Source organism: Telluria sp. LT2P80, assembly GCF_059685955.1.
Genome location: NZ_JCASIO010000008.1, coordinates 221584 through 246337, shown reverse-complemented (window position 1 = coordinate 246337; position 24754 = coordinate 221584). Strand labels below are relative to the sequence as shown.

At 65.3% G+C, this 24754-nt stretch carries 19 protein-coding genes; 14 read left to right on the top strand and 5 right to left on the bottom strand.

Features of this window, described 5'->3' with window-relative positions; translation table 11 throughout:
* Positions 1–9: 9 nt before the first annotated feature.
* The 7 genes from AC56LW_RS19960 to AC56LW_RS19930 all read left to right on the top strand — a co-directional run bounded on the left by AC56LW_RS19960 (position 10) and on the right by AC56LW_RS19930 (position 5229).
* Positions 10–1626, top strand: coding sequence for a protein adenylyltransferase SelO (locus tag AC56LW_RS19960; protein WP_499637043.1), 1617 nt, complete (start codon positions 10–12; stop codon positions 1624–1626).
* Positions 1627–1657: 31 nt separating this feature from the next.
* Positions 1658–2053 (top strand): peptide-methionine (R)-S-oxide reductase MsrB, encoded by a 396-nt coding sequence (msrB, locus tag AC56LW_RS19955; RefSeq protein WP_183552199.1) that lies wholly within the window; start codon positions 1658–1660, stop codon positions 2051–2053.
* Positions 2054–2066: 13 nt separating this feature from the next.
* A complete protein-coding gene (locus AC56LW_RS19950) occupies positions 2067–2699 on the top strand; it encodes a septation protein A (RefSeq protein ID WP_332532150.1) in 633 nt (210 codons plus the stop codon).
* Positions 2696–2989: a BolA family protein gene (locus AC56LW_RS19945; protein WP_499637041.1), complete on the top strand. Its 294-nt coding sequence runs from the start codon at positions 2696–2698 to the stop codon at positions 2987–2989. The genes AC56LW_RS19950 and AC56LW_RS19945 overlap by 4 nt, the downstream gene beginning before the upstream one ends.
* A 104-nt stretch (positions 2990–3093) precedes the next feature.
* Entirely contained in the window at positions 3094–3873 is a 780-nt protein-coding gene (locus tag AC56LW_RS19940; RefSeq protein ID WP_499637039.1) for a peptidylprolyl isomerase, read from the top strand.
* 84 nt (positions 3874–3957) lie between these two features.
* Positions 3958–4734 (top strand): peptidylprolyl isomerase, encoded by a 777-nt coding sequence (locus AC56LW_RS19935; RefSeq protein WP_258834112.1) that lies wholly within the window; start codon positions 3958–3960, stop codon positions 4732–4734.
* A 114-nt stretch (positions 4735–4848) separates the two neighbouring features.
* Positions 4849–5229: a GNAT family N-acetyltransferase gene (locus AC56LW_RS19930; protein WP_499637037.1), complete on the top strand. Its 381-nt coding sequence runs from the start codon at positions 4849–4851 to the stop codon at positions 5227–5229.
* A gap of 500 nt (positions 5230–5729) precedes the next feature.
* On the opposite strand, the gene purL is transcribed toward AC56LW_RS19930, so the two are convergent.
* Complete coding sequence (purL, locus tag AC56LW_RS19925; protein ID WP_499637035.1) at positions 5730–9761, bottom strand: phosphoribosylformylglycinamidine synthase; 4032 nt, start codon at positions 9759–9761, stop codon at positions 5730–5732.
* 234 nt (positions 9762–9995) lie between these two features.
* Here purL and AC56LW_RS19920 point away from each other — a divergent pair, with 234 nt between their 5' ends.
* From AC56LW_RS19920 to AC56LW_RS19905, 4 genes are all read left to right on the top strand, one after another.
* A complete protein-coding gene (locus tag AC56LW_RS19920; protein WP_499637033.1) occupies positions 9996–11627 on the top strand; it encodes a response regulator in 1632 nt (543 codons plus the stop codon).
* Positions 11628–11638: 11 nt separating this feature from the next.
* Complete coding sequence (locus tag AC56LW_RS19915) at positions 11639–12946, top strand: TonB family protein (protein WP_499637031.1); 1308 nt, start codon at positions 11639–11641, stop codon at positions 12944–12946.
* A gap of 28 nt (positions 12947–12974) precedes the next feature.
* Positions 12975–13214, top strand: coding sequence for a hypothetical protein (locus AC56LW_RS19910; protein WP_499637029.1), 240 nt, complete (start codon positions 12975–12977; stop codon positions 13212–13214).
* Between the two features lie 81 nt (positions 13215–13295).
* Positions 13296–14234, top strand: a complete 939-nt coding sequence (locus AC56LW_RS19905) for a YdcF family protein (RefSeq protein WP_499637027.1) — start codon at positions 13296–13298, stop codon at positions 14232–14234.
* Here the strand turns inward: AC56LW_RS19905 and AC56LW_RS19900 are convergent.
* A complete protein-coding gene (locus tag AC56LW_RS19900) occupies positions 14231–14704 on the bottom strand; it encodes an FKBP-type peptidyl-prolyl cis-trans isomerase (protein WP_499637025.1) in 474 nt (157 codons plus the stop codon). The genes AC56LW_RS19905 and AC56LW_RS19900 overlap by 4 nt on opposite strands.
* A 90-nt stretch (positions 14705–14794) precedes the next feature.
* Positions 14795–18394: a hydantoinase B/oxoprolinase family protein gene (locus AC56LW_RS19895; RefSeq protein WP_499637023.1), complete on the bottom strand. Its 3600-nt coding sequence runs from the start codon at positions 18392–18394 to the stop codon at positions 14795–14797.
* Positions 18395–18503: 109 nt separating this feature from the next.
* On the opposite strand from AC56LW_RS19895, the gene AC56LW_RS19890 reads away from it, so the two are divergent.
* The gene (locus tag AC56LW_RS19890; RefSeq protein ID WP_499637021.1) at positions 18504–20024 is read left to right on the top strand and encodes an NAD(P)H-hydrate dehydratase; all 1521 of its coding nucleotides are present in this window, start codon (positions 18504–18506) and stop codon (positions 20022–20024) included.
* 4 nt (positions 20025–20028) lie between these two features.
* Here the strand turns inward: AC56LW_RS19890 and AC56LW_RS19885 are convergent, their stop codons facing one another.
* The gene (locus AC56LW_RS19885) at positions 20029–20706 is read right to left on the bottom strand and encodes an ABC transporter ATP-binding protein (protein WP_332532754.1); all 678 of its coding nucleotides are present in this window, start codon (positions 20704–20706) and stop codon (positions 20029–20031) included.
* A 49-nt stretch (positions 20707–20755) separates the two neighbouring features.
* On the opposite strand from AC56LW_RS19885, the gene AC56LW_RS19880 reads away from it, so the two are divergent.
* Together AC56LW_RS19880 and mnmH are read left to right on the top strand one after the other, a co-directional pair.
* On the top strand, positions 20756–21412 hold the full coding sequence (locus tag AC56LW_RS19880; RefSeq protein ID WP_332532653.1) for an arylesterase: 657 nt from the start codon (positions 20756–20758) through the stop codon (positions 21410–21412).
* A complete protein-coding gene (mnmH, locus tag AC56LW_RS19875; RefSeq protein ID WP_499637019.1) occupies positions 21409–22470 on the top strand; it encodes a tRNA 2-selenouridine(34) synthase MnmH in 1062 nt (353 codons plus the stop codon). Before AC56LW_RS19880 ends, mnmH begins: the two co-directional genes overlap by 4 nt.
* Positions 22471–22472: 2 nt before the next feature.
* On the opposite strand, the gene AC56LW_RS19870 is transcribed toward mnmH, so the two are convergent.
* Positions 22473–24620, bottom strand: coding sequence for a beta-glucosidase (locus tag AC56LW_RS19870; protein WP_499637017.1), 2148 nt, complete (start codon positions 24618–24620; stop codon positions 22473–22475).
* Between the last annotated feature and the right edge of the window lie 134 nt (positions 24621–24754).

The window sequence follows — 24754 nt, the reverse complement described above, 5'->3', positions numbered from 1 at the left end:
GCGGCGTCAATGCAATTCGATGATGCAGCGCCGCATCGCTCAGGTGCTGCCCGGCCGGCGTCGTTACAGGGTGTAACGCGCGCGAACCGGCGTGCCCGATCACGCGTAATATCGCGGTCGGGTAAAATCGTTTCATTGCCGACCACGCCAACGAGGACTGCCATCACTGCCGATGAACTTGCACTGAACAATTCTTTCGCCGAATTGCCGCCAGCGTTTTACACGCGCCTGATGCCCACGCCATTGCCTGCGCCGCATTTCATCGCGGCCAGCCAACCTGCGGCCGCCCTGATCGGGCTGACCGTCGAGGATCTCGCGCGCCCTGATTTTGTCGAGGTGTTCACCGGCAACAAGGTGGCGCCGCGTTCGCAACCGCTTGCCGCCGTGTATTCCGGCCACCAGTTCGGTGTCTGGGCCGGCCAGTTGGGCGACGGGCGTGCGATCACGCTGGGCGACATCGCTACCCCGACAGGCCCGATGGAAATCCAGCTCAAGGGCGCAGGGCGCACGCCGTATTCCCGCATGGGCGACGGCCGCGCCGTGCTGCGCTCGTCGATCCGCGAGTTTTTGTGTTCCGAGGCGATGGCGGCGCTGGGTATCCCGACCACGCGCGCGCTGTCCCTGACCGGCTCGCCGCAAGGCATCGCCCGCGAAACGCTCGAGACGGCTGCCGTCGTGGCGCGCATGGCGCCGACGTTTGTTCGCTTCGGTTCCTTCGAGCACTGGGCATCGCATGACCGCCAGGACGAGCTGCGCGTGCTCGCCGACTACGTCATCGGGCAGTTCTATCCCGAACTCGCGGGTGAAGCCAATCCCTACGCGGCGCTGCTGGCCGAAGTCACGCGCCGCACCGCGCGCATGATTGCGCACTGGCAGGCTGTAGGCTTCATGCATGGCGTCATGAATACCGACAATATGTCGATCCTGGGCCTGACGCTCGACTATGGCCCGTTCGGCTTCATGGAAGCGTTCGACGCGCGCCACATCTGCAATCACACGGACCAGGGCGGGCGCTATTCGTATGCCAACCAGGTGCCGGTCGGCCACTGGAATTGCTATGCGCTGGGCAATGCCCTGCTGCCGCTGATCGGCGAACCCGAGGTGGCCGAAGAAGCCCTCGCCGTCTATCGGCCCGAATTCGGCCGTCAGATGGATATCCTGATGCACGGCAAGCTGGGCCTGCAAGACAGCCAGGACGGCGACGCCAAGCTGTTCGAAGACACGATCGAGCTGCTGCAGGCGAACCACGCCGACTTCACGCTGTTCTTCCGACTGCTAGGCGACCTGCAGGTGGACGCGCCCGGGCAGGATGAACCGCTGCGCGACCTGTTCATCGACCGCGCTTCATTCGACGCCTGGGCCACGATCTACCGCACCCGCCTGCGCAGCGAACACAGCGTGGACGCTACCCGGCGCGCTGCGATGAATCTGGTCAATCCCAAGTACATCCTGCGCAACTACCTGGCCCAGACGGCCATCGAACAGGCCCAGAACGGCGATTTCAGCGGCGTGCACAAGCTGCTGGCCGTGCTCGAGCGCCCGTTCGACGAACAACCCGACAATGCTGCCTACGCCGAGCTGCCGCCCGATTGGGCCGCGCATCTCGAAGTGAGCTGCTCTTCATAAACACACCAACGAGACACGAGGAAACCACATCATGACCGACAAAGTCACCAAGACCGACGCCGAGTGGCGTAACCAGCTCGATCCAATGGAATACGAAGTCACGCGCCATGCGGCCACCGAACGCGCCTTTACGGGCAAGTTCTGGGACCACCACGAGCATGGCATTTACAGCTGCGTCTGCTGCAATACGCCACTGTTCGAATCGGACACCAAGTTCGACTCGGGCTGCGGCTGGCCAAGCTACTTCCGTGCACTCGATCCGGCCAATGTGATCGAGAAAACCGACCGTACCCACGGCATGGTGCGCACCGAAGTCATTTGCGGCGTCTGCGACGCGCACCTGGGCCACGTGTTCCCGGACGGTCCGCCGCCAACCGGCCTGCGCTATTGCATCAACTCCGCCTCGATGCGGTTCGACCCGGCCTGAGAGTGATTGCGCGATGAAATTCCTGTTCGACTTTTTCCCGGTCCTGCTGTTCTTTGGCGTCTATAAGTATGGCGACAGCAACCAGGCCTGGGCGCATCGCATGGCCGTCGAGTATCTCGGCCCCCTGATTGCCGGCGGCGGCGTGCCGCCGTCACAGTCGGCGATCCTGCTGGCCACTGCCGTGGCCATCATCGCCACCGTGTGCCAGGTCGGTTACCTGCTGGCGCGCGGGCGCAAGGTCGACAATGCGATGTGGCTGACGCTGGGCGTGATCCTCGTCGCGGGCGGCGCCACGATCTATTTCCACGACGACCTGTTCATCAAGTGGAAGCCGACGATCCTGTACTGGGCATTCGCACTGGGTCTGTTCATCGCGCAAGTGTTTTATCGCAAGAACCTGATCCGCTCGGTGATGGAGCCGAACATGAAACTGCCCGAGCCGTTCTGGAACCGCATTGGCTACATCTGGATGGCGTTCTTCGTCGCGATGGGTTTGCTGAACCTGCTGATGGCGTTCGTGGTCTTCCATAACGATACCGGCGCCTGGGTCAGCTTCAAGCTGTTCGGCTTTACCGCCATTTTCTTTGCCTTCATCATGATTCAAACGATGATGCTCTACAAATACATCAAGGAGGAAGACGCATGACCACTCTGACAGACAAAAGCGATCGCGAACCACGCATGCGCGCCCAGCTCGAAGCCGAGCTGGCCCCTACCCTGCTCGAGATCAGCGACGACTCGCACCTGCACGCGGGCCACGCTGGCGCGGCCTCCGGCGGCAGCCATTATTCCGTCAAAATCGTGTCGTCGCGCTTCGAAGGCCTCAAGCTGGTCATGCGCCATCGTCTTGTGTATGATGCCGTGCACGATATGATCAACAAGGCGGAAATCCACGCTCTGGCCATCAATGCCATCGCGCCTTCCGAGCTGACCTGAAAGCGGGTTTTCAGGCAGTTTTAAGAAATTTGCCCGACAATCGAACAGATAAGTACACCACCTGAACTTCTCTTGTCCAGTTAAAACCCGTCACAGGAATACACATGACCTTTAAGCCCGCTCGCCTGCTGTTAGCCCTCGTTGCCATCGCATCGGTCCCGGCCTTTGCCCAGAACATCGCAGTGGTCAACGGCAAGGCGATTCCTTCGGCACGCGCCGACGCCGTCGTCAAGCAGGTCGTTGCCCAGAACCAGGGCAAGGATTCGCCAGAGCTGCGCGAAGCCGTCAAGAATGACCTGATCGCCCGCGAAGTGCTGATGCAAGAGGCTGTCAAGCAAGGCTGGGACAAGAAGCCTGAAGTGCGCGAAGCGATGGACAGCGCCCGCCAGTCGATCGTCGTCAATGCACTGGCCCGCGACTACATCGCCAAGAACCCGGTGACCGATGCCGAGATCAAGGCCGCCTACGACAAGGTCAAGGCAGAAACGGGCGACAAGGAATACCACGTCCGCCACATCCTGATGACGACCGAAGCCGAGGCCAAGGCAGCGATTGCCAAGATCAAGGGCGGCGCCAAGTTCGAAGACGTCGCCAAGACCTCGAAAGACACCGGCACTGCCAACACCGGCGGCGATCTGGACTGGGTCACCCCGAACACGATGCCGCCAGAATTCGCGGCCGGCTTCACCAAGCTCGCCAAGGGCGCGATCACCGACGTGCCGGTCAAGACCAATGCCGGTTTCCACGTGATCAAGCTGGACGACACCCGCGCGACCAAGCTGCCACCGATGGAGCAGGTCAAGCCACAGATCTCCGAGACGCTCGCGCAAGAGAAGCTGCGTGACTTCCAGGAGCAAATGGTCAAGAAGGCAAAGGTGCAGTAAGATGTATTGTCGCCGGCGCGCACACTGCACGCCGGCATTCGTCGCCTGCGGCGATACTTTTCGAGTTTATATAGGATCTCAACGATGATTTTGAAGCCAGCCAGCCTGTTGTTCGCCATGATTGCAGTCGTTGCCGTGCCTGCCCTCGCGCAGAACGCCGCTACCGTCAATGGCAAGGCAATCCCGCAAGCTCGGGTCGACCAGCTGGTCAAGCAGGTCGTGGCCCAGGGCCGCGCTGCGGACTCCCCTGACCTGCGCGAAGCGATCAAGAAAGACCTGATCAGCCGTGAAGTATTGATCCAGGAAGCCGACAAGCAGAACATCGGCGCCCGCGCCGACGTCAAGTCGGCCATCGACAACGCCCGTCAAAGCATCATCATCAACGCGATGCTGGCGGACTACGTCAAGAAGAACCCGGTCAAGGATGCCGACGTCAAAGCCGAGTACGACAAGCAGAAAGCGCTGATCGGCGACAAGGAATACCACGCACGTCACATCCTGGTCGACTCGGAAGCCGATGCCAAGGGCATCATCGCCAAGCTGAAAGCCGGCGGCAAGTTCGACGAACTGGCCAAGCAGTCGAAAGACGGCAGCGCACAGAACGGCGGCGATCTGGGCTGGGCCAGCGCGGCCACCTACGTGCCTGAGTTCTCGAAGGCCATGGTCGCCCTGCAAAAAGGCGCCATCACCGAAACGCCTGTGAAATCGCAGTTCGGTTTCCACGTCATCAAGCTTGAAGACGTGCGCGCAGCCAAAGTGCCGGCGCTGGAAGAAGTCAAGCAGCAAGTCACCGAAGGTCTGCAGCAGCGTCAGCTGGCAGCCTATCGCGAGACCCTGGTCAAGAAAGCCAAAGTGCAGTAATTCGCTGCCTGGCTGGACCGCAAAGAGCGCACCCAAGGGTGCGCTCTTTTTATTTGGAGGCTGGCGTTTATGCATCCCGTATTTCGTGAAGCGGCGTACAACGATATACCGCACATGACCCGCATCCGCCTGGCGGTGACCGAGAACGTCTTGCGCGACCCCACGCGAATCACGCCGCAGATGTATGCCGATTTTCTGGAAAAGCATGGTCGCGGCTGGGTGGCGCTGGTCGATGACGAGATCGTCGCATTCAGCTACGCCAACAAGATCGACGGGTCAATCTGGGCCCTGTTCGTCGATCCGCGTTTCGAGGGACAAGGGCTGGGCAAGGAATTGCTGGCAACGGCATCCGGGTGGCTGTTCTCGCTGGGGTTCAGACGCGTGACACTGAGCACCGGCGCACGCACCAGAGCCGCGCAGTTCTACACGCGACTGGGTTGGCGCCCTGCGCCGTCAAGCAACGACGACGTCATCTTCGTGCTCAACGCCTCATAAGATGAGCGACGACGCCACCCACGCGTCCAAACTCACTTCAAGAGCCTCAAAAGCCGGGGTCAGGTCTGACATTCGGACACGACCTCGACATTTAACTTACCAAAGCTGGGGGTCAAAAGCTGGGGGTCAGGTCTGACAATTGGACACGAACTCGACAGTCAACCGGTCCGGCTTCGCTGGCATCATCCATGCTGACTCTGAACAAGCCATCATTGGAAGTGGCTAAAGCTGAGGTCGTGTCCGAATGTCAGACCTGACCCCGGCTGAGAAGTGGCTAAAGCTGAGGTCGTGTCCGAATGTCAGACCTGACCCCGGCTGAGAAGTGGCTAAAGCTGAGGTCGTGTCCGAATGTCAGACCTGACCCCGGCTGTGCCCCCGGCTGAGAAGTGGCTAAAGCTGAGGTCGTGTCCGAATGTCAGACCTGACCCCGGCTGTGCCGGCTGTGCTACGGCGCAAAAAAAAACGCCTCGAAGGAGGCGTTTTTCATTTCAGTCAGCCGATCAGCCGACCCACTTGCGTGCGTTGCGGAACATTCGCATCCACGGCGATTCGTCGCCCCAGGATTCCGGTGCCCACGAATGCACCGAGGCGCGGAAGACGCGCTCGGCGTGTGGCATCAGGACCGTGAAGCGGCCATCGGCCGTTGTCACCGACGTCAGTCCACCCGGCGAGCCGTTCGGGTTGAACGGGTACGTTTCGGTGGCCTGGCCGCGGTTGTCGACGAAGCGCATCGCCTTGATCGATGCGTCGTAGTCGCCCGTCAGCGAGAAGTCGGCGAAGCCTTCGCCGTGCGCGATGGCGATCGGCGCGTGGGTGCCGGCCATGCCCTGGAAGAAGATCGATGGTGAGTCCAGCACTTCAACCATGCCGAAGCGCGCTTCGAATTGCTCCGACTTGTTACGGGTGAACTTCGGCCATGCCTGCGCACCCGGGATGATCGACTTCAGGTTGCTCATCATCTGGCAGCCGTTGCAGACGCCCAGGCCGAAGGTGTCCTGGCGCGCGAAGAAGCGGGCGAACTGGTCCGACAGCTGCGGATTGAACAGGATGGTCTTGGCCCAGCCTTCGCCGGCACCCAGCACGTCGCCGTACGAGAAGCCGCCCACGGCGATCACGCCATGGAAATCGTCCAGCTTGGCGCGGCCGGCAATCAGGTCGCTCATGTGCACGTCGACGGCCGCGAAGCCCGCCTGGTGCATGACCCAGGCCGTCTCGATGTGCGAGTTGACGCCCTGCTCGCGCAGGATTGCCACGCGCGGACGCTTGCCGGTCGCGATGAACGGCGCAGCAACATCCTCGTCCAGGTTGAAGCTGATCTTTGGCGTCATGCCGATATCGTGCTCGTCCAGCAGGCGATCGTATTCGGCGTCCGCGCACGCCGGATTGTCGCGCAGGCGCGCGATGCGCCAGCTGGTCTCGCTCCACAGGCGGTGCAGGCTGCTGCGTTTTTCGTTGTAGATGACTTTCGCGTCGCGCGTGAATTCGATCGCGCCACGGTCGTTCAGTTTGCCGATGATGTGGCTGCACGCACCGAGACCGGCTTCGCGCAGCACGTTCATGACGGCCGTCTTGTCGCCCATGCGCACCTGGAATACAGCGCCCAGTTCTTCACTGAACAGCGCGCGCAGCGTCATTTCGTTGCGGCGCTCGGCCACCTGGCCGGTCCAGTTCTTGGCGTCGCCCCAGTCAGCCGCGTGCTCGCTCTCCATCGTCAGGATGTCGAGGTTGACCGACACGCCGGTGCGACCGGCAAAGGCCATCTCGGCCAGCGTCGCGAACAGGCCGCCATCCGAGCGGTCGTGGTAAGCAAGCAGCTTGCCGTCCTTGTTCAATGCCTGGATCGCGCCGAACAGCGCTTTCAGGTCGTCCGGCGAATCGACGTCCGGCACCGAGTCACCCAACTGCTGCGTGACTTGCGCCAGGATCGAGGCGCCCAGGCGATTCTTGCCACGGCCCAGATCGACCAGGATCAGCGCCGTCTCGCCGGCATCGGTACGCAGTTGCGGCGTCAGCGAGCGGCGGATATCGGCCACGGGTGCGAATGCCGAAACGATCAGCGATACCGGCGAGATCACGGCCTTGGCGGCGCCGTCGTCGTTCCACGTCGTGCGCATCGACAGCGAATCCTTGCCGACCGGGATCGACACACCCAGCGCCGGGCACAGTTCCATGCCGACCGCTTTGACGGTGTCGAACAGTGCGGCGTCCTGGCCCGGCTGGCCGCAGGCCGCCATCCAGTTGGCCGACAGCTTGATGTCCGAGATGTCGTCGATCGCGGCGGCCGCGATGTTCATGATCGACTCGGCCACGGCCATCCGGCCCGATGCGGCAGCGTCAATGACGGCCAGCGGCGTACGCTCGCCCATCGCCATCGCTTCGCCGAGGAAGCCGTCGTAGGCCATTGCCGTGACGGCGCAATCGGCCACCGGCACCTGCCACGGTCCGACCATCTGGTCGCGCACCGTCATGCCGCCAACCGTGCGGTCGCCGATCGTGATCAGGAACGATTTGTCGCCCACGGTTGGATTCTGCAGCACGCGGCGCGCCGCTTCCACCAGCTCGATGCCCGTCAGGTCGATTGGCGGGAACGTGTTCTGCACGTGCTGCACGTCGCGCGTCATCTTCGGCGGTTTGCCGAGCAGGACGTCCATCGGCATGTCAACGGGCGACGCATTCGGGCCACCGGCCTGCTCGTCGTCGAGCAAGCGCAGCTGACGCTCTTCGGTCGCGGTGCCGACGACGGCAAACGGGCAACGCTCGCGCTCGCACAGCGCGGCGAACTTCGCCAGGCTCTCGGGCGCGATCGCCAGCACGTAGCGTTCCTGCGATTCGTTGGACCAGATTTCTTTCGGCGCCAGGCCGCTTTCTTCGAGCGGCACCTTGCGCAGATTGAAGATCGCGCCGCGCTTGGCGTCGTTGACGATTTCCGGGAACGCATTCGACAGGCCGCCCGCGCCCACGTCGTGGATCGAGATGATCGGATTGTGCGCGCCCAGCTGCCAGCAGCCGTTGATCACTTCTTGTGCGCGGCGTTCCATCTCCGGATTGCCGCGCTGGACCGAGTCGAAGTCCAGGTCGGCCGTGTTGGTGCCGGTGGCCATCGACGACGCGGCGCTGCCGCCCATGCCGATGCGCATGCCAGGGCCGCCCAGCTGGATCAGCAAGCTGCCGACCGGGATCTCATCCTTGTGCGTGTGCGCGGCCGAGATGCTGCCGATGCCGCCGGCGATCATGATCGGCTTGTGATAGCCGTAGACCGCGCCGGCTGCGCCGACGTTCTGTTCATAGGTACGGAAGTAACCGCCCAGGACCGGGCGGCCGAATTCATTACTGAATGCGGCGCCGCCGATCGGGCCCTCGATCATGATCTGCAGTGGCGAGGCGATGCGTTCCGGCTTGCCGTACAGCGCATCCGAGCGCACCTGGCCCGTCACGTCCGACGCGTTTTCCCACGGCCGCACGGCGTCAGGGATTACCAGGTTCGAGACCGTGAAGCCGGCCAGGCCTGCCTTCGGCTTGGCGCCGCGGCCCGTTGCGCCTTCGTCGCGGATTTCGCCGCCGGCGCCGGTGGAGGCGCCCGGGAATGGGGAGATCGCGGTCGGATGATTGTGCGTCTCGACCTTCATCAGGGTGTGCACGAGCTCCGTCGACGGGCCGTATTCTTCGCCATCGCGCGGGAAGAACCGGGTGACGGTCGCGCCTTCGATGATCGACGAGTTGTCGCTGTAGGCGACGACAGTGCCGCGCGGGTTCAGCTGGTGCGTGTTCTTGATCATGCCGAACAGCGAGATGCTCTGCTTCTCGCCGTCGATGACCCAGTCGGCATTGAAGATCTTGTGGCGGCAGTGCTCCGAGTTCGCCTGCGCGAACATCATCAGCTCGACGTCGGTCGGGTTGCGCTGCGCTTTCGTGAACGCGTCGTTCAGGTAATCGACTTCGTCGTCCGACATCGCCAGACCAAGTTCGGTGTTGGCGCGCACCAGTGCGGCGCGGCCGAGACCCAGCACGTCGATGCTCTCGAGCTGCTTGCCCTCGAGTTCATTGAACAGGTGCTGCGCGTCGTCGGCGTTGCGCAGGACGGTATCGGTCATGCGGTCGTGCAGCAGGCCGATCACTGCCTGCAGCTCGTCGTCCGCCAGCTTCTTGGGCGCGCCGAAGCTGCTGCCAAGGATGCCAGTCTTGAGCACAACAGTGTAGCCGATGCCGCGCTCGATGCGGTGGACATGGCCCATGCCGCAGTTGCGGGCTATATCGGTCGCTTTCGAGGCCCACGGCGAAATGGTGCCCAGGCGCGGGATGACGAAGAATGCTTCGGTAACGCCTTCGTACAGGGTTTCCGGCGCAGGCTCGCCATAGGTGAGCATGGCCGACAGGCGCGACGTATCGTCGATGGACAGTGGCGCGCTGGTGTCGATGAAATGGTAGAAACGGCCCTGGACGGCGGCGATCGACGGGGCGACAGCTTGCAGTTGGCTCAGGAGGCGTTGGCTACGGAAGGCGGACAGGGCATTGGAACCCGGCAGAATCAACATGGCTTGGACAGTCGGTTGATGCAGCGTCGCTGCTAGGGTGGAAGATAGGCCGGTATTATACAGCCTCCCCCCTCTGGCCGGGCCGTCATCGACGACCGGCTGGCACCCCGCGCACGCAGCGCACTGGTTTCCTTGATCGATTCGGCACTTGCCGGTATCTTAACGGTGGACAATCTTGCGATGTGCGCCGTCCGGCGTACGCGGCCAGAGCAGACAAGAGCGACGAGAGCGACGATGCAAGAAAACGCGAACCTGGCGGTGCTGGTGGTCGATCCCAATCCGGGCATGCGCACCAGCCTGCAAAACATGCTGGGCCTGGCCGGCATCACGAAGATCGAACACGCGGTCAATGCCAACACGGCGATTCGTCAATTGCAGCAACGCGCGTTCGACATCATCCTGTGCGAATACGACCTGGCCAGCGGCGCCGGCGAAGGCCAGGACGGCCAGCAACTGCTGGAAGACCTGCGCCAGCATCGCCTCATCACACCGTCGACCATCTTCATCATGCTCACGTCCGAGGCCGAGCGCGCCAAGGTCGTCAGCGCTGCCGAACTGGCCCCCACCGACTACCTGCTCAAACCGTTCACGGTCGACTTGATCAGCACGCGCATCAAGCGCGCGCTCGATCGTCGCACCGCCCTGCTCCCCGCCTGGCAACTGGCGGCGCAAGGCAGGCTGCGCGAGGCGATCGTCGCGTGCGCCAGCGGCGCCCAGGCGCAGCCGCGCTTCGCGGCCGACCTCGCGCGCGTGCGCGCCGAACTGCACACGACGCTGGGCGAACATGCCGAAGCTGCCGCCGTCTACCGCGATGTGCTGGCCCAACGCCCGCTGGGCTGGGCGGTGCTGGGCCTGGCGCGCACGATGCTCGCGCTGGATCAGATTGATGACGCCCGCGCGATCCTCGAAGAACTGCTGGTGGCCAACCCGCGCTTGATGGCCGCCTACGACCTGCTCTCGCACTGCCTCGAAGCGGACGGCGAGCCGGCACTGGCCCAGAGCGTGCTGGCCGATGCGGTGGCCATCTCGCCGCACGTCGTGGGGCGCCTGCGCAAACTGGGCGAGCTCGCGCTGACCACGGGCGACATGGCCGTGGCCGAGACGTCGTTCCGCCAGGTCGTGGGCAAGGCGCGCTACTCGGCGTTTCGCGATCCCGAAGACCACGTCAGCCTGGTCAAGACGCTGGTGGCGCGTGGCGACCTGCTGCAGGCCAGCGGCGCGATCCGCGACCTGGAGCGCACGCTGCGCGCGGCCCCGGGCTACGATGCCTGCCACGCCTATGCCAACGCGCTCCTGCACGACAAGACCGGCAACAGCGGCGCCGCCGTGGCTGGCCTGCAGAACGCCGTGTCGGCAGTGCGCGCCAACAATGCGCTGTCCTCCAGCCTCAAACTCGAACTGGCGCGCGCCTGCCTGGCACACCGGCTCGACGAGCAGGCCGCCGGCGTGATGCTGACCGTGGTGAATGACGCCAGCAGCGGGGTCTCGCCCGACCAGGCAATGACGGTCTTCGTGAATGCCGGCCGCGCCGACCTGCTGGAAAACATGGACCAGCAGCTCAAGGCGCAGGCGCAGATCCTGCTGGGCGTGGCCGACGAAAAACGCAATATGGGCGACGTGCGCGGCGCGGTCCAGACGCTGCGCGAAGCGCTGCACCTGGCGCCGCACAACCTGCAGGTGATGGCAGCCACCGCCGGCGGCATTCTTCGCCAGATCAACGAACTGGGCTGGGACCATCCACTGGGCCAGACCGCGGCCGGGCTGCTGGATGGCATCCGTGCCCAGGATGCGCAGCATCCAAGGCTGGCCACGCTGACCGAGGAATACCAGGCAGCACGACGCAAGTACGGGATCGCGGCCGGCTGAACGCCGTGCTCATGACCTGCATGCAAGCCGTCCTGCTCTACCTTGCCATCGGCGCGACTGCCATCACCGGGTCGGGCATCGCACGCGCCGCCGACGCGCAGTCGGCACTCAAATACGATTTGTATGCCTGCCAGCGCCCCGCCTGGCCTGCCGCCGCGCTGGCGCAGCACGCCAGCGGCACGACCACGCTCGAATTACGCATCCACGAACAAGGCTATCTCCTCGAAGCGCGCGTGACCGGTTCTGCGGGCCGGGCCGACCTGGACGAGGCTGCGCTCGACAACACGCGCGGTTGCACCTATCACGCCGTGGTGTCCACGGGCGAGGTGCCGAGCGGCTGGCTCAAGACGCAATTCAAATGGTCATACACCGGCACATTCCCGGCGTCCGACGCGTCGCTGCTGGTGGCCACTACGGCGCAGGCGACCGGCGGCGATCCGGCGGCCCAGAACCGGCTCGGCACCTGGTACGAGCGCGGCACCCACGTCAAGACCGATCTCGCACAAGCCGCGCTCTGGTACGAAAGGGCGGCGCGGGCCGGCAATGCGCATGCACAGAACAATCTGGGCGTCCTGTACCTGCGCGGCGCCGGCGTACAGCGCGATCGGCAGAAGGCAACCTGGTGGTACGCGCAGGCGGCCGCACAGGGGCATGGCTGGGCGCAGGCCAACCTGGCCTGGAGTTATCAGCATGGCCTGGGCAACGACCTCGACCCCGAACTGGCCACTTACTGGCTGACGCAAGCCGCCGATGGTGGCCTGCCTGACGCCCAGATACGACTCGGCACCATGCTGATGCGCAGCGCAGTAAACGACGATGAACGCCATACCGCTGCCGGCTGGCTGGCGCGCGCTGCGGCGCGGGATGACCCATCCGGGTTGTACCTGCTGGGCCGCACGTACGAGCTGGGGCTCGGCAATGTGCAGGACGACGTCGAGGCAGCAGCACTGTACCGCAAGGCACTGGGCCGTAGCGACGGGCGGGCCGAAACTGCCCTCGGTGTCCTGCTCGATACGCTGCGGGCGCAGCCGCAGGCTGACGATGAAGCGGCGCTCCTGTACGAGCGCGCCATGGGAGCGCGCCACGCGACCGCGTTCTACCGGTATGGGCTGTTGCTGGAACAGCGCGGCGAGGAGGCGCTGGCCGTTGCCCTCTACCAGCACGCCGCCGCGCAGCGCAACTGCGACGCCGTGCTCAGATATGTGCAATTGCGGCCCGCGGTGCTGGTGGCGGATCCCCGGGACAGTCATCCGCCGCTTTGGGAACGCCGGCAACGCTCGTGCAGGACCGACCCCGCAATGCAGCCGCGCTTCGAATGATCCTGCAACCTCACCACGACCACCTGCCATGGCATTGCTCTCTCTCGCTCTGACGCTGCTGTCGGCCTTGACCTTCTGGCTCGCCATCCCGATCTTCATCCTGCCGCCTCTGGGCGCGTATGCCGGTTATCGGGCGTATCGCACGCGCCGGCAACAGCAGCCGCGCATGAGCCGGACACGGAAGCTGGTGTGGATGCTGCCCATGCTGCTCGCCATCGTCGCCATGCCTCTCGAACTGTACGTGCTCAACGCCGGCTATCGCGCCTAGGCCTGCAAACTTGACGCACTGCACAAGTTACGGTCTACTGTCGATGTCATTGTTACTACAGCGGCCCGATCGCCTTCCATTTTGCTCGACCTAATCAACGCCCTTCCCCGCAACCTCTTCCTGCCTCCCACCAGCCTGTTCCTGATCATCGCGCTGGGTTTGTTGCTGTGGCGTTTCCGGCCCAGAGCCGGGCGCATCGTCGCCGGTACCGGGCTCGCCCTGCTGACCTTCATGTCGAGTCACGCGGGATCGAGCTTCCTGGTCGGACCGCTGGAGCAGATGACCAAGCCGCTGGCGCGGCCCGAGAGCGCCGGCGCCCAGGCCATCGTCGTCCTGGCAGCGGGCCGGTTGCGCAGCGCGGGCGAATACGACAACCGCGACATCCCCGACCATACCGCGCTGGCGCGCCTGCGCTACGGCGCGCACCTGCAGCGACGCACCGGCCTGCCGATTCTGGTCACGGGCGGCAATGGCGGCAGTGGCGTCGATCCGGCCAGAATCGACATGGGGTACACCAAGGCCGATGCGATGGCCAGGGCGCTGCGCGAGGATTTCGGGGTGCCGGTCAAGTGGATCGAACGGCGTTCGCGCGACACGGGCGAGAATGCCATCTACAGCAATGTGCTGCTGCGCCCGGCGGGGATCAAACGAATTTTGCTGGTGACCGATGCGATGCACATGCACCGCGCGCGCAATGTGTTCGAGCGCGAAGGCCTTGAGGTGGTCGAAGCGCCGACCATGTTCGTCTACAACCCGCACTACGGATTCGATGCGTGGCTGCCAAGCGCGGAAGGCATGCGGCGCTCGTGGTATGCAACCTATGAGCTGCTGGGTCTTGCGTGGTACCGGATCCGGGATCGCGAAGCGCCGGGCGCCAAACAGGATGCGGTGGCAACGCCACCGCGCCGGACGACGGTGGCGCCGCCGTTGACACCGGCGCCAGCACTGGAGACAGTACCGGCACTGGAGAAAGCACCGGCACCGGCAAAGGCACCGGCGTCGACGCCGGCTGCGAATTAAAGGACGTCGAGCAGTTCGACCTCGAACACCAGCGTGGCGTTTGGCGGAATCGGACCCGCGCCGCCGGCGCCATAGCCCATGTCGGCCGGCACGATCAGCGTGCGCTTGCCGCCGACTTTCATGCCCTGCACGCCCACATCCCATCCCTTGATGACCTGGCCGGCGCCGAGCTGGAACTTGAACGGCTCGCGACCGATCGACGAATCGAACTCCTTGCCGCGCTGCTGCGGCGCCACCGGCTCGTACAGCCAGCCGGTGTAGTTGACGACAGCGGTCGCGCCGGCCGTGGCTTCCTTGCCGGTGCCGACAACGGTGTCGATCTGTTGCGAGGCGACGGCCGGCGCAGTGGCGCTGGCGGTGCTGTCAGCGCTGGCAGCAGCAGGGGTGGCCGGTGCTTCGGCGCGCTTGCAGGCGGTGACCGTCAGCAGCATTGCCGCCACCAGGGCGGAGCAGGTCAGTACACGTTTCATGGTTTCTCTCGTAGGGTGAATAATGTGGTGAAAATCGGTACTGGTGCAGCATACAGGGCGCGCGGGCGCGCCACAATATGCCGCCCCATCCTAGGGCTTGCCGTAACCGCCGCCGCCCGGCGTCTCGATGACGAACACGTCGCCCGCGGCCATGTCGATCTTGCCGATATGGCCCACCTGCTCGATGCGGCCATCGGCACGCTCGACGCTGTTTTTGCCGCGCGCTGCCTCGCCGCCACCGGCCATGCCGAACGGCGCGTGAATCCGGTTGTTCGACAGGATCGCCGCCGTCATCGGCTCTAAAAAGCGCACCCGGCGAACGCCGCCATTCCCACCATGCCAGCGCCCCGCCCCGCCCGAATTCGGACGAATTTCATAACGCTCAAGTCGCACGGGAAAGCGGAATTCCAGGATCTCGGGATCCGTCAGGCGCGAGTTGGTCATATTGGTCTGGACCACGTCGGTGCCGTCGAAACCGTCGCCCGCGCCGGAGCCGCCCGAGATGGTCTCGTAATACTGATAGCGCTCATTGCCGAACGTGAAGTTGTTCATCGTGCCCTGCGCGGCCGCCATCACGCCCAGCGCGCCATACAGCGCATTGGTGATGCAGGTCGACGTTTCGACATTGCCCGACACGACCGACGCCGGATAATGCGGATTGAGCATCGAGCCGGGCGGAATGATCACCTTGAGCGGTTTCAAACACCCGGCGTTGAGCGGAATCTCATCGTCGACCAGCGTGCGGAACACATACAACACGGCCGCCATGCACACGGCCGACGGGGCATTGAAGTTGTTCGGCAGCTGGCCGGACGTGCCGGTGAAGTCGATTTCCGCACTGCGCGCCGCAGCGTCCACGCGAATCGCGACGTCGATGTGCGCGCCGTTATCGAGCTGGTAGTGGAAGCTGCCATCCTTGAGCGCCGAGATCACGCGCCGCACAGCCTCTTCGGCATTGTCCTGCACGTGGCCCATGTAGGCGCGTACGACGTCCAGGCCAAAGTGCGCGACCATTTTGTGCAGCTCTTCGACGCCTTTCTGGTTCGCGGCCACCTGCGCGCGCAGGTCGGCCAGGTTCTGGTCGGGATTGCGCGCCGGGTAGCGCGCACCAACCAGCAGCGCGCGCGCCGCGTCTTCGCGCAGCACGCCGTCCTGACCGTCAATCAACTTGAAATTATTGATCAGGACGCCCTCCTGCTCGATGTGGCTCGAGTCGGGCGGCATCGAGCCGGGCGTGGTGCCACCGATGTCGGCGTGGTGGCCGCGCGAGCCGACATAGAACAGGATCTCGGCGCCCGCTTCGTCGAACACGGGCGAGATCACCGTCACGTCGGGCAGGTGCGTGCCGCCGTTGTACGGGTCGTTCAGGATGTACACGTCGCCTGCATGCATGCGGCCAGCGTTCTCGCGCATCACGGTCTTGATGCTCTCGCCCATCGAACCCAGGTGCACCGGCATGTGCGGTGCGTTGGCCACCAGGTTGCCATCCTGGTCGAAGATCGCGCAGCTGAAGTCGAGCCGTTCCTTGATGTTGACCGAGTGCGCCGTGTTCTGCAGACGCAGGCCCATCTGCTCGGCGATCGACATGAACAGGTTGTTGAAGATCTCGAGCATCACCGGATCGGCCGTGGTGCCAATCGCGCGCCGTTCGGGCAGGGCCTCCACGCGCTGCAGCACCAGATGGCCATACGGCGTCACGCGCGCTTCCCAGCCCGGCTCGACGACCGTGGTCGCATTGTCTTCGGCGATGATCGCCGGCCCGCGCACCGCATGTCCCGGCTGCAGCGCGCCGCGGGCATAGACACCGGTATCGTGCCAGCGGCCCGCGCTGTACATGCGCGCGGCGTCCTGTGGGGCCGATTCCCCGACCTGCGCGGTGGAGGCCGCCAACTGCTCCGGCGGCGCATCGGACTGGCCGATGGCCTCGACCGACACCGCCTCGACGATCAGCGCGCGCGCCGGCATCAGGAACGAATAGCGGCGTTTATAGGCTTGTTCAAACTGCGCCGTCATCGCTGCCATGTCGCCCGCAAGCACGACCAGCGCCGAGTCGGTGCCTTCGTAGCGCAGGTGCACGCGTTCGACGAGCGTGATGCGAGCGGGCGCGACACCCTGCGCCTGCAACTGCGCGCGCGCGGCCTCACCCAGGACGCCGAGACGCTCGGCCAGCGCCGGCAGTACCGCATCGACCAGCCGCTCTTCGACGGCCTGCTCGCGCATCGCGCTCTGGTCGGCCAGCCCCATGCCATACGCCGACAGCACGCCCGCCAGCGAGTGGATGAACACCGTCTGCATGCCCAGGGCATCGGCCACGAGGCACGCGTGCTGGCCGCCGGCGCCGCCAAAACTGGTGAGCACGTAGTCGGTGACGTCATGGCCGCGCTGCACCGAGATCTGCTTGATCGCGTTGGCCATATTGCCTACTGCGATTGCGATGAAACCTTCGGCCACCGCTTCCGGCGCGGGCCGTTCACCCGTCGCGGCGCCAATCTCGTCCGCCAGCGCGTCGAAACCGCGGCGCACGGCGGCGACGTCCAATGCTTCATCGCCGCGCTGGCCGAACAGGTGCGGGAAATAATCGGGCTGCACCTTGCCGAGCATGACGTTGCAGTCGGTGACGGCGAGCGGGCCGCCGCGCCGGTAGCTGGCCGGGCCGGGATTGGCGCCGGCGCTGTCCGGCCCCACGCGATAGCGGCTGCCGTCGAAGTGCAGGATTGAACCGCCGCCGGCAGCGACAGTATGGATGCTCATCATCGGCGCGCGCATGCGCACGCCGGCAACCTGGGTTTCGAACACGCGCTCGAATTCGCCCGCAAAATGGGATACATCGGTCGAGGTGCCGCCCATGTCGAAGCCGATCACGCGCTCGAAGCCGGCCTGCCGGCTCGCGCGCACCATGCCGACGATGCCGCCGGCGGGGCCGGACAGGATGCTGTCCTTGCCCTGGAACGCGCGCGCATCGGTCAGGCCGCCATTGGACTGCATGAACTGCAGGTTCACGCCGGGCAGTTCGTCGGCCACCTGGTCGACATAGCGGCGCAGGATCGGCGACAGATAGGCGTCGACCACCGTCGTGTCGCCACGCGCGACGAGCTTCATCATCGGGCTCACTTCGTGCGAAACCGACACCTGCGTGAAGCCGATCGCGCGCGCGATGCGCGCCACCGCCGCTTCATGCGCCGTGTAGCGGTAGCCGTGCATGAAGACGATGGCCAGCGAGCGCAGGCCAGCGTCGAATGCTCCCTGCAGGCTGGCGCGGGTGGCCGCTTCGTCGAGCGGCTGCACGATGTCGCCGTGTGCGCCGACGCGTTCATCGATCTCGATCACCTGCGCGTACAGCAGCTCGGGCAGCACGATGTGGCGGTCGAACAGGCGTGGCCGGTTCTGGTAGGCGATGCGCAGCGCGTCGCGGTAGCCGCGCGTGATGGCCAGCACGGTCGGCTCGCCCTTGCGCTCGAGCAGCGCATTGGTGGCGACGGTCGTGCCCATCTTGACCGCCTCGATGCCGGCTGCCGGCAGCGGCGCGCCCGCGGCAACGCCCAGCAGGTGACGGATGCCGGCAACGGCCGCGTCGCGGTACTGTTCGGGGTGCTCGGACAGGAGCTTGTGCGTGACGAGTTGCCCATCCGGGCAGCGCCCTACGATATCGGTGAATGTGCCGCCACGGTCGATCCAGAACTGCCAATCCATACTTACTCCCTGTGCTGACCAGATGATGGCAGCCATTGTAGTGCGGACGGCGCGCCAACGTTGGCGCGAATGCACGACAATGGTCGCATTCTCTTTCACGCAAACGACCATGGCATACCCTCTCTACACCGTCGCGCAGCTGCGCGCCATCGAACACGCGGCCAGCAGCACGCTGGCGCCGGGCACCTTGATGACCCGCGCCGGCAAGGCCGCCGCCGACTATGCGCTCGAGTTATTGCGCGCATCAGCGGGTGCATCTCCGGATGGCCTGCGTGGCGCGCCGGTGCTGGTGCTGGCCGGCCCCGGCAACAATGGCGGCGATGCGCTGGAGGTGGCGGCGAACCTGGCCGAAGCCGGTGTCAACGCCACCGTCCTGCACTTGCCGGGCGACGGTAATGACGACGCCTCGAGCGAAACCGCCGCGGCCTACGAGCGCGCGCGTTCCGGCACGGTCGGCTGGCTCGACATGCTGCCGCCCGATGGCCAGTGGGCGCTCGTCGTCGACGGCTTGTTCGGGATCGGCCTGACGCGCGCGCTTACCGGCGAATACCGCGAGGTCGTTGCGGGCCTCGACGGTCTGCGCTGCCCGATCCTGGCGCTGGACGTGCCGAGTGGCCTGGACGCCGACACGGGCGCCGTCATCGGCCCGGACGGCATCGCGGTGCGCGCCACGCACACGATCACGTTCATCGCCGACAAGCCGGGCCTGCACACGGCCGACGGGCGCGATCATGCAGGCGTCGTGCGTGTAGACGCGCTCGGCGTGGATGCGGCAGCCACGCCCACGATGGCAGCCATGAACGGGCTGCCGGCCTTCGCGCACTACTTCGCGGCGCGCCGCCAGAACTCGCACAAGGGCAGCTTTGGCGACGTCGCCGTGATCGGTGGCGCGCATGGCATGGCCGGTGCACCGGTACTGGCCGCGCGCGGCGCGCTGTATGCCGGCGCGGGGCGCGTGTATGTCGCGGCGCTCAACACGCCGCCCGGCTACGACAGCAGCCAGCCCGAAATCATGTTCCGCGCGGCCGACGACCTGGATCTGTTTGGCCGTACGCTGGTGCTTGGGCCGGGCATGGGCGATTCGGTCGACGCGATCCGGCTGGTGGCCAAGGCGCTCGACAGCGACTGCCCGCTGGTGCTCGACGCCGATGCGCTGAATCTCATCGGCGCCAGCCCCGACCTGCAGGCGCGCCTGGCCCAGCGAAGCGCACCGGCCGTGCTCACGCCGCATCCGCTGGAAGCGGCCCGAATGCTGGGCATGACGGTGTCGGTGTTGCAGGCCGACCGCCTGGCCAGCGCGCGTGAACTCGCACAGCGCATGCATGCGGTCGTGATTCTCAAAGGGTCCGGCACCGTGATCGCCGGGCCCGATGGCGCAGTGCTGATCAACCCGACCGGCAATGCGGGGCTGGCCACGGCGGGCAGTGGTGACGTGCTGGCAGGGATCTGCGGCGCCCTGCTCGCGCAAGGCTGGCCGGGCAAGGAAGCGGCAGCGGCGGCGGCCTGGTTGCATGGCGCCGCGGCCGACGCGCTGGTCGAAGATGGCGTGGGGCCGATCGGCCTGACCGCCGGCGAGCTGCCAGCGGCCGTGCGCAAGGTGCTCAACGCGCAGGTGCGCGCAGGCAGCTGATTAATTATTTGACGAGGCGGCCCGCGGCGATCGTGATCGTCCGGCCGCAACGCGCGGCCATGCCCGGATCGTGCGTGACCAGCACCAGCGTCGAGCCGCGTTCGCGATTGAGTTCGAACATCAGTCCGATGATCGATTCGCCGGTGGCGGCATCGAGGCTGCCAGTGGGCTCGTCGGCAAACAGCAGCGGCGGCTGCGTGACGAAAGCGCGCGCCAGCGCAACGCGCTGCTGCTCGCCGCCTGACAAAAACTTGGGATAGTGCTTCAGGCGGCTGCCCAGGCCGACCCGGCCCAGCATGTCGGCCGCCTTCTCGCGCGCACCGGATTCGCCCCGCAATTCGAGCGGCAGCATCACGTTCTCGAGCGCGTTCAGGTGCGTGAGCAGCTGGAACGACTGGAACACGAAGCCCAGCTTGGCCTTGCGGAACGCGGCGCGGCCGTCTTCATCGAGCGCGAAGATATCGGTGCCATCGAGGCGCACGGTGCCGGACGATGGCGTGTCCAGGCCTGCCAGCAGGCCAAGCAGCGTCGACTTGCCGGAGCCGGAAGCGCCGACGAGCGCGAGCGTCTCTGCCGGTTGCACGGTAAAATCAATCTCTTGCAGGATGGTCAGCTCGCCGCTGGCGTCAGCGACCTTCTTCGACAAGCCACTGACCTGGATCGCGGGCGGCCGGCCTGTCATTACATCGACGTCAGTGACGTCATTTTTGAATGCCTCGGGATGATCACGCATGCTTGCTTTTCTTAAGAACGCAGTTCTCGGTAAATTAATTGTCGGCGCTGCACTGGGGTTGAGTCTATCCCTGGCGGCGACGGCGAACGCTTATTCTGCACCAAAAACCGTACTCGTGGTGGGCGACAGCCTGTCGGCCGAATACGGCATCGCCCGTGGCGCCGGCTGGGTCGCGCTGCTCGAACAAAAAATGAAGAGCGAAAAAATCGACGCCAGGGTCGTCAACGCCAGCATCAGCGGCGAGACGACCAGTGGCGGCAAGGCGCGCCTGCCTGCCCTGCTGGGCCAGCACAAGCCGGACCTGGTCGTGATCGAACTGGGCGCCAACGACGGGCTGCGCGGCTTGCCCGTGCCGTCGGCCGAAGCGAACCTGCGCGCAATGATCGCCGCAGCGCAGGCGCAGAAAGCGCGCGTGCTGCTGGTGGGCATGCGCATGCCGCCCAACTACGGGCGCGCCTACACCGAGCGCTTCTTCGGCATGTTCAAGACCGTGGCGACGTCGACCAAATCGCCGCTGGTGCCGTTCATGCTTGAAGGCGTGGCCGACAAACCTGCCCTGTTCCAGCAAGACCGCCTGCATCCGACCGCGCAGGCACATCCGATCATCCTGAACAATATCTGGCCGACGTTTGAAAAAATGGTGAAGCAACCATGAAGTACCCGGAAGTCGCAGGGTTCGACGCCCTGCTCCCGCGCCTCGGTGAATTCGACGCGATCATCGACGTGCGCAGCGAAGCCGAATTCGCACTCGACCATATCCCCGGTGCGATCAACTGCCCGGTGTTGAACAACGATGAACGCATCCTGGTCGGCACGCTGTACAAGCAGACCAGCGCTTTCGACGCCAAGAAAGCCGGCGCGCCGATCATCGCGCGCAATATCGCGCACCACATCGACACGCTGTTTCACGACAAGCCGCGCGACTGGCGTCCGCTGGTGTACTGCTGGCGCGGCGGTAACCGCAGCGGCGCGATGGCACTGATCATGGCGCGCATCGGCTGGCCCGTGGCGCAGCTCGAGGGCGGCTACAAGAATTACCGGGCCTGGGTCAGCGCGGCGCTGGCCGAGCCGCCTGCCGTCGATTTCCGCGTCGTCTGCGGCCCTACCGGCAGCGGCAAGAGTCGCCTGCTCGAAACGCTCGACGGCATCGGCGCGCAGGTACTCGACCTGGAGCAACTGGCCGCGCACCGCGGCTCGGTGCTGGGTCACTTGCCGAACGAACCACAGCCAAGCCAGAAGATGTTCGAGACGCTGGTGCTGGCCAAGCTGCGCAGCTTCGACCTGGCGCGCCCAGTGTTCGTCGAAGCCGAGAGCAAGAAGGTCGGCAACCTGCGCGTGCCGGATGCTGTGATGGTGCGCATGCGCGCCGCGCCCTGCATCGACCTGCAACTGGCGCGCGCCGCGCGCGTGCGCCTGCTGATGGAAGACTACCAGCACTTCTGCGCCGATCCGTCGGTGCTGGCCGATCAGCTGGTGCACCTGACGCTGGTGCATGGCCGCGCCAAGATCGCTGACTGGCAGGCGATGGCGCAAGGCGGCGCGCTGCCGGCGCTGGTCGACGAGCTGCTGGTGCAGCACTATGACCCGGCCTATCTGCGCTCGATCGACCGCAACTTCGTGCAGTATCCGCAGGCGCAGGTGGTGGAACTGGCCGATATTGGCACCAGCGATTTCCTGGACGCGGCGCGCCGCCTGCACGACGCGCGAGCCTGAGGCTACGGCGCGATCCGACGCAGCTCGTCGATCGCGACATCCTGCCAGAGCGTGTCGTCGCCCGCATGCTGCGCCGCCCACACACGGTAGACGCCAGGCTCGATGACGAAGCCCGGCGTGTCGCCGCCCACCCGGTAGCGTGCAAGCATGCGCGGCTCGAGGTCGATCTCGACGGTAGCGCGTTCGCCGGCTGCCAGGGTTGGTTTGGTGAAGCCTGCCAGGCGCTTGACGAAGCCGTCGGCGCCGGGTTTGGCAATATAGATCTGCACCACGACCGCTCCCCTACGCGCGCCGGTATTGGCCACCTCAACGCTCGCGCTATACCGCCCGTCAACGTTGACGCGCAGACCGGCCAGTTCAAACGTCGTGTACGACAGGCCGAACCCGAACGGGAACAGCGGCTGATGCCCTTCACGCGTGAACCACCGATAACCGACATCCGACCCTTCAAGATCGTAATCGAGCGGGATGATGCCGCCCTTGCGCGGCGTGGCCGGGTTGGACGTCGTGGTTTCCGGATCGATCTGTTCGGGGCGCGGCAACTGCGCCTCGCTGGCCGGGAACGTCACAGGCAAGCGGCCCGATGGATTGACGCGCCCGAACAGCACGCCCGCCACCGCCGGCCCGCCGCCCGATCCCGGATACCAGGCGGCCAGGATCGCGGCCACGCGGTCGCGCCACGGCATCGTGACGGGGCCGCCCGACTGGATGACGACGATCGTCGCCGGGTTGACGCCGGCAATGGCCTCGATCAGCGCATCCTGGTCGTCGGGCAGTGCGAGGCCCACGGCGTCGAGGCCTTCCGAGCGCCACTCCTGCGCGAACACGATCACCGCATCGGCGTTGCGCGCGGCGTCCAGCACCTGTTGCCGATCGGTGCCGTCGACGAACACGACGTCGCGCGCCCCGCTTTCTTCTTCGATCGCGGTGACGAGCGACGACGGCTGGACGACCTTGGCCACGTCCATCCCCATGATGCTGGTGCCGGGCAGCTGCAGGCTGCCGATGGGCGTCACGGCCGATGAACCGCCGCCACACAGCACGCCATGGTCGGCATGCTCGCCGACCACCAGCAACCGGGCCAGGCGCTGCGGCAGCGGCAGCGTGGCATTCCGGTTCGTGAGCAGCACGATGCCTTCTTCGGCCTGGCGCTGCGCGATCAGCTTGTGCTGGCTGAAGTCGACCGGCTGCATGCGGTCGTCAAGCAACGCTTGATCGAGCGCGCCGACACTGATCAGGCCTGTGAGGATGCGTGCGACCATATCGTCGATGCGCGACTGCGGCACCTGGCCCTCGCGCACCGCATCGCGCAGGGCCTGGCCGAAGTAATGCGCATCGTCGAGATTGGCGCCCGATTGCACGTCGAGGCCTGCGAGTGCCGCCTTGACGGTCGAATGCGTGGCGCCCCAGTCCGACATGACCCAGCCGGCGTAACCCCATTCCTCCTTGAGCACCTGCTGCAGCAGGAAGGCGTTCTCGGACGCATAGTGACCATTGACCAGGTTATAGCCGGGCATGACGGCGCCAGGCTTGCCGATCGCTATCGCGATCTGGAACGCCAGCAGGTCGGATTCGCGCAGCGCCGCTTCGGCCAGGTTCGCGCTGACCATCACGCGCCCGGTTTCCTGGCCATTGGCGACGAAATGCTTGACGGTCGAGACGATGCGCTGCGCCTGGATGCCGGCAACCGAGTGGCCGGCCAGCTCGCCGGTGAGAAGCGGGTCCTCGCTGATGTATTCGAAATTGCGGCCACCGCGTGGTTCGCGGATCAAGTTCGCGCCACCTGCAAGCTGCACATTGAAGCCCTTGGCCCGCGCTTCGCGTCCAACCAGCGCGCCGCTGTCGTGTGCGAGCTGGCGGTTGAAGGTGGCGCCCAGCAGCAGCGAGCTGGGCAATCCCGTCGCATGGTCACCAGGGCGCACGCCGCCGATATTGCTGATCCCGAGACTGGCGTCGGCCTGCTGCATGGCAGGGATGCCCAGCCGTGGGACGCCCGGGTAGAACGCAGCCGAACCGATGGCGCCCTGCGCTTTGAGCTCGTCCGTCAGAGGAATGGCCATCGGGCCGGACAGCCAGGCGAATTTTTCGTCCTCCGTCATGCGCGCGACGAGATCCTGAGCGCGCTGACGGCTCGTGGTGGCAGTGGTCATTGGAAGTCCCTTCATGATGGAGAGTCGCTGATCCGTCCAGTGTTCCAGATGCCATCCGCCGGGTCGGTTAACCACATCGCAAAAAAGCCCGGCTGCTTGCGCAACCGGGCTTTTTCAGTGAGGACCGAACAGGC

What these genes read in the sequence shown, in the direction of transcription:
- AC56LW_RS19960 (WP_499637043.1), top strand. Translation starts at nt 10, where the DNA reads ATGCAATTCGATGATGCAGCGCCGCATCGCTCAGGTGCTGCCCGGCCG.
- msrB (WP_183552199.1), top strand. Translation starts at nt 1,658, where the DNA reads ATGACCGACAAAGTCACCAAGACCGACGCCGAGTGGCGTAACCAGCTC.
- AC56LW_RS19950 (WP_332532150.1), top strand. Translation starts at nt 2,067, where the DNA reads ATGAAATTCCTGTTCGACTTTTTCCCGGTCCTGCTGTTCTTTGGCGTC.
- AC56LW_RS19945 (WP_499637041.1), top strand. Translation starts at nt 2,696, where the DNA reads ATGACCACTCTGACAGACAAAAGCGATCGCGAACCACGCATGCGCGCC.
- AC56LW_RS19940 (WP_499637039.1), top strand. Translation starts at nt 3,094, where the DNA reads ATGACCTTTAAGCCCGCTCGCCTGCTGTTAGCCCTCGTTGCCATCGCA.
- AC56LW_RS19935 (WP_258834112.1), top strand. Translation starts at nt 3,958, where the DNA reads ATGATTTTGAAGCCAGCCAGCCTGTTGTTCGCCATGATTGCAGTCGTT.
- AC56LW_RS19930 (WP_499637037.1), top strand. Translation starts at nt 4,849, where the DNA reads ATGACCCGCATCCGCCTGGCGGTGACCGAGAACGTCTTGCGCGACCCC.
- purL (WP_499637035.1), bottom strand. Translation starts at nt 9,761, where the DNA reads ATGTTGATTCTGCCGGGTTCCAATGCCCTGTCCGCCTTCCGTAGCCAA.
- AC56LW_RS19920 (WP_499637033.1), top strand. Translation starts at nt 9,996, where the DNA reads ATGCAAGAAAACGCGAACCTGGCGGTGCTGGTGGTCGATCCCAATCCG.
- AC56LW_RS19915 (WP_499637031.1), top strand. Translation starts at nt 11,639, where the DNA reads ATGACCTGCATGCAAGCCGTCCTGCTCTACCTTGCCATCGGCGCGACT.
- AC56LW_RS19910 (WP_499637029.1), top strand. Translation starts at nt 12,975, where the DNA reads ATGGCATTGCTCTCTCTCGCTCTGACGCTGCTGTCGGCCTTGACCTTC.
- AC56LW_RS19900 (WP_499637025.1), bottom strand. Translation starts at nt 14,704, where the DNA reads ATGAAACGTGTACTGACCTGCTCCGCCCTGGTGGCGGCAATGCTGCTG.
- AC56LW_RS19895 (WP_499637023.1), bottom strand. Translation starts at nt 18,394, where the DNA reads ATGGATTGGCAGTTCTGGATCGACCGTGGCGGCACATTCACCGATATC.
- AC56LW_RS19890 (WP_499637021.1), top strand. Translation starts at nt 18,504, where the DNA reads ATGGCATACCCTCTCTACACCGTCGCGCAGCTGCGCGCCATCGAACAC.
- AC56LW_RS19885 (WP_332532754.1), bottom strand. Translation starts at nt 20,706, where the DNA reads ATGACAGGCCGGCCGCCCGCGATCCAGGTCAGTGGCTTGTCGAAGAAG.
- AC56LW_RS19880 (WP_332532653.1), top strand. Translation starts at nt 20,756, where the DNA reads ATGCTTGCTTTTCTTAAGAACGCAGTTCTCGGTAAATTAATTGTCGGC.
- mnmH (WP_499637019.1), top strand. Translation starts at nt 21,409, where the DNA reads ATGAAGTACCCGGAAGTCGCAGGGTTCGACGCCCTGCTCCCGCGCCTC.
- AC56LW_RS19870 (WP_499637017.1), bottom strand. Translation starts at nt 24,620, where the DNA reads ATGACCACTGCCACCACGAGCCGTCAGCGCGCTCAGGATCTCGTCGCG.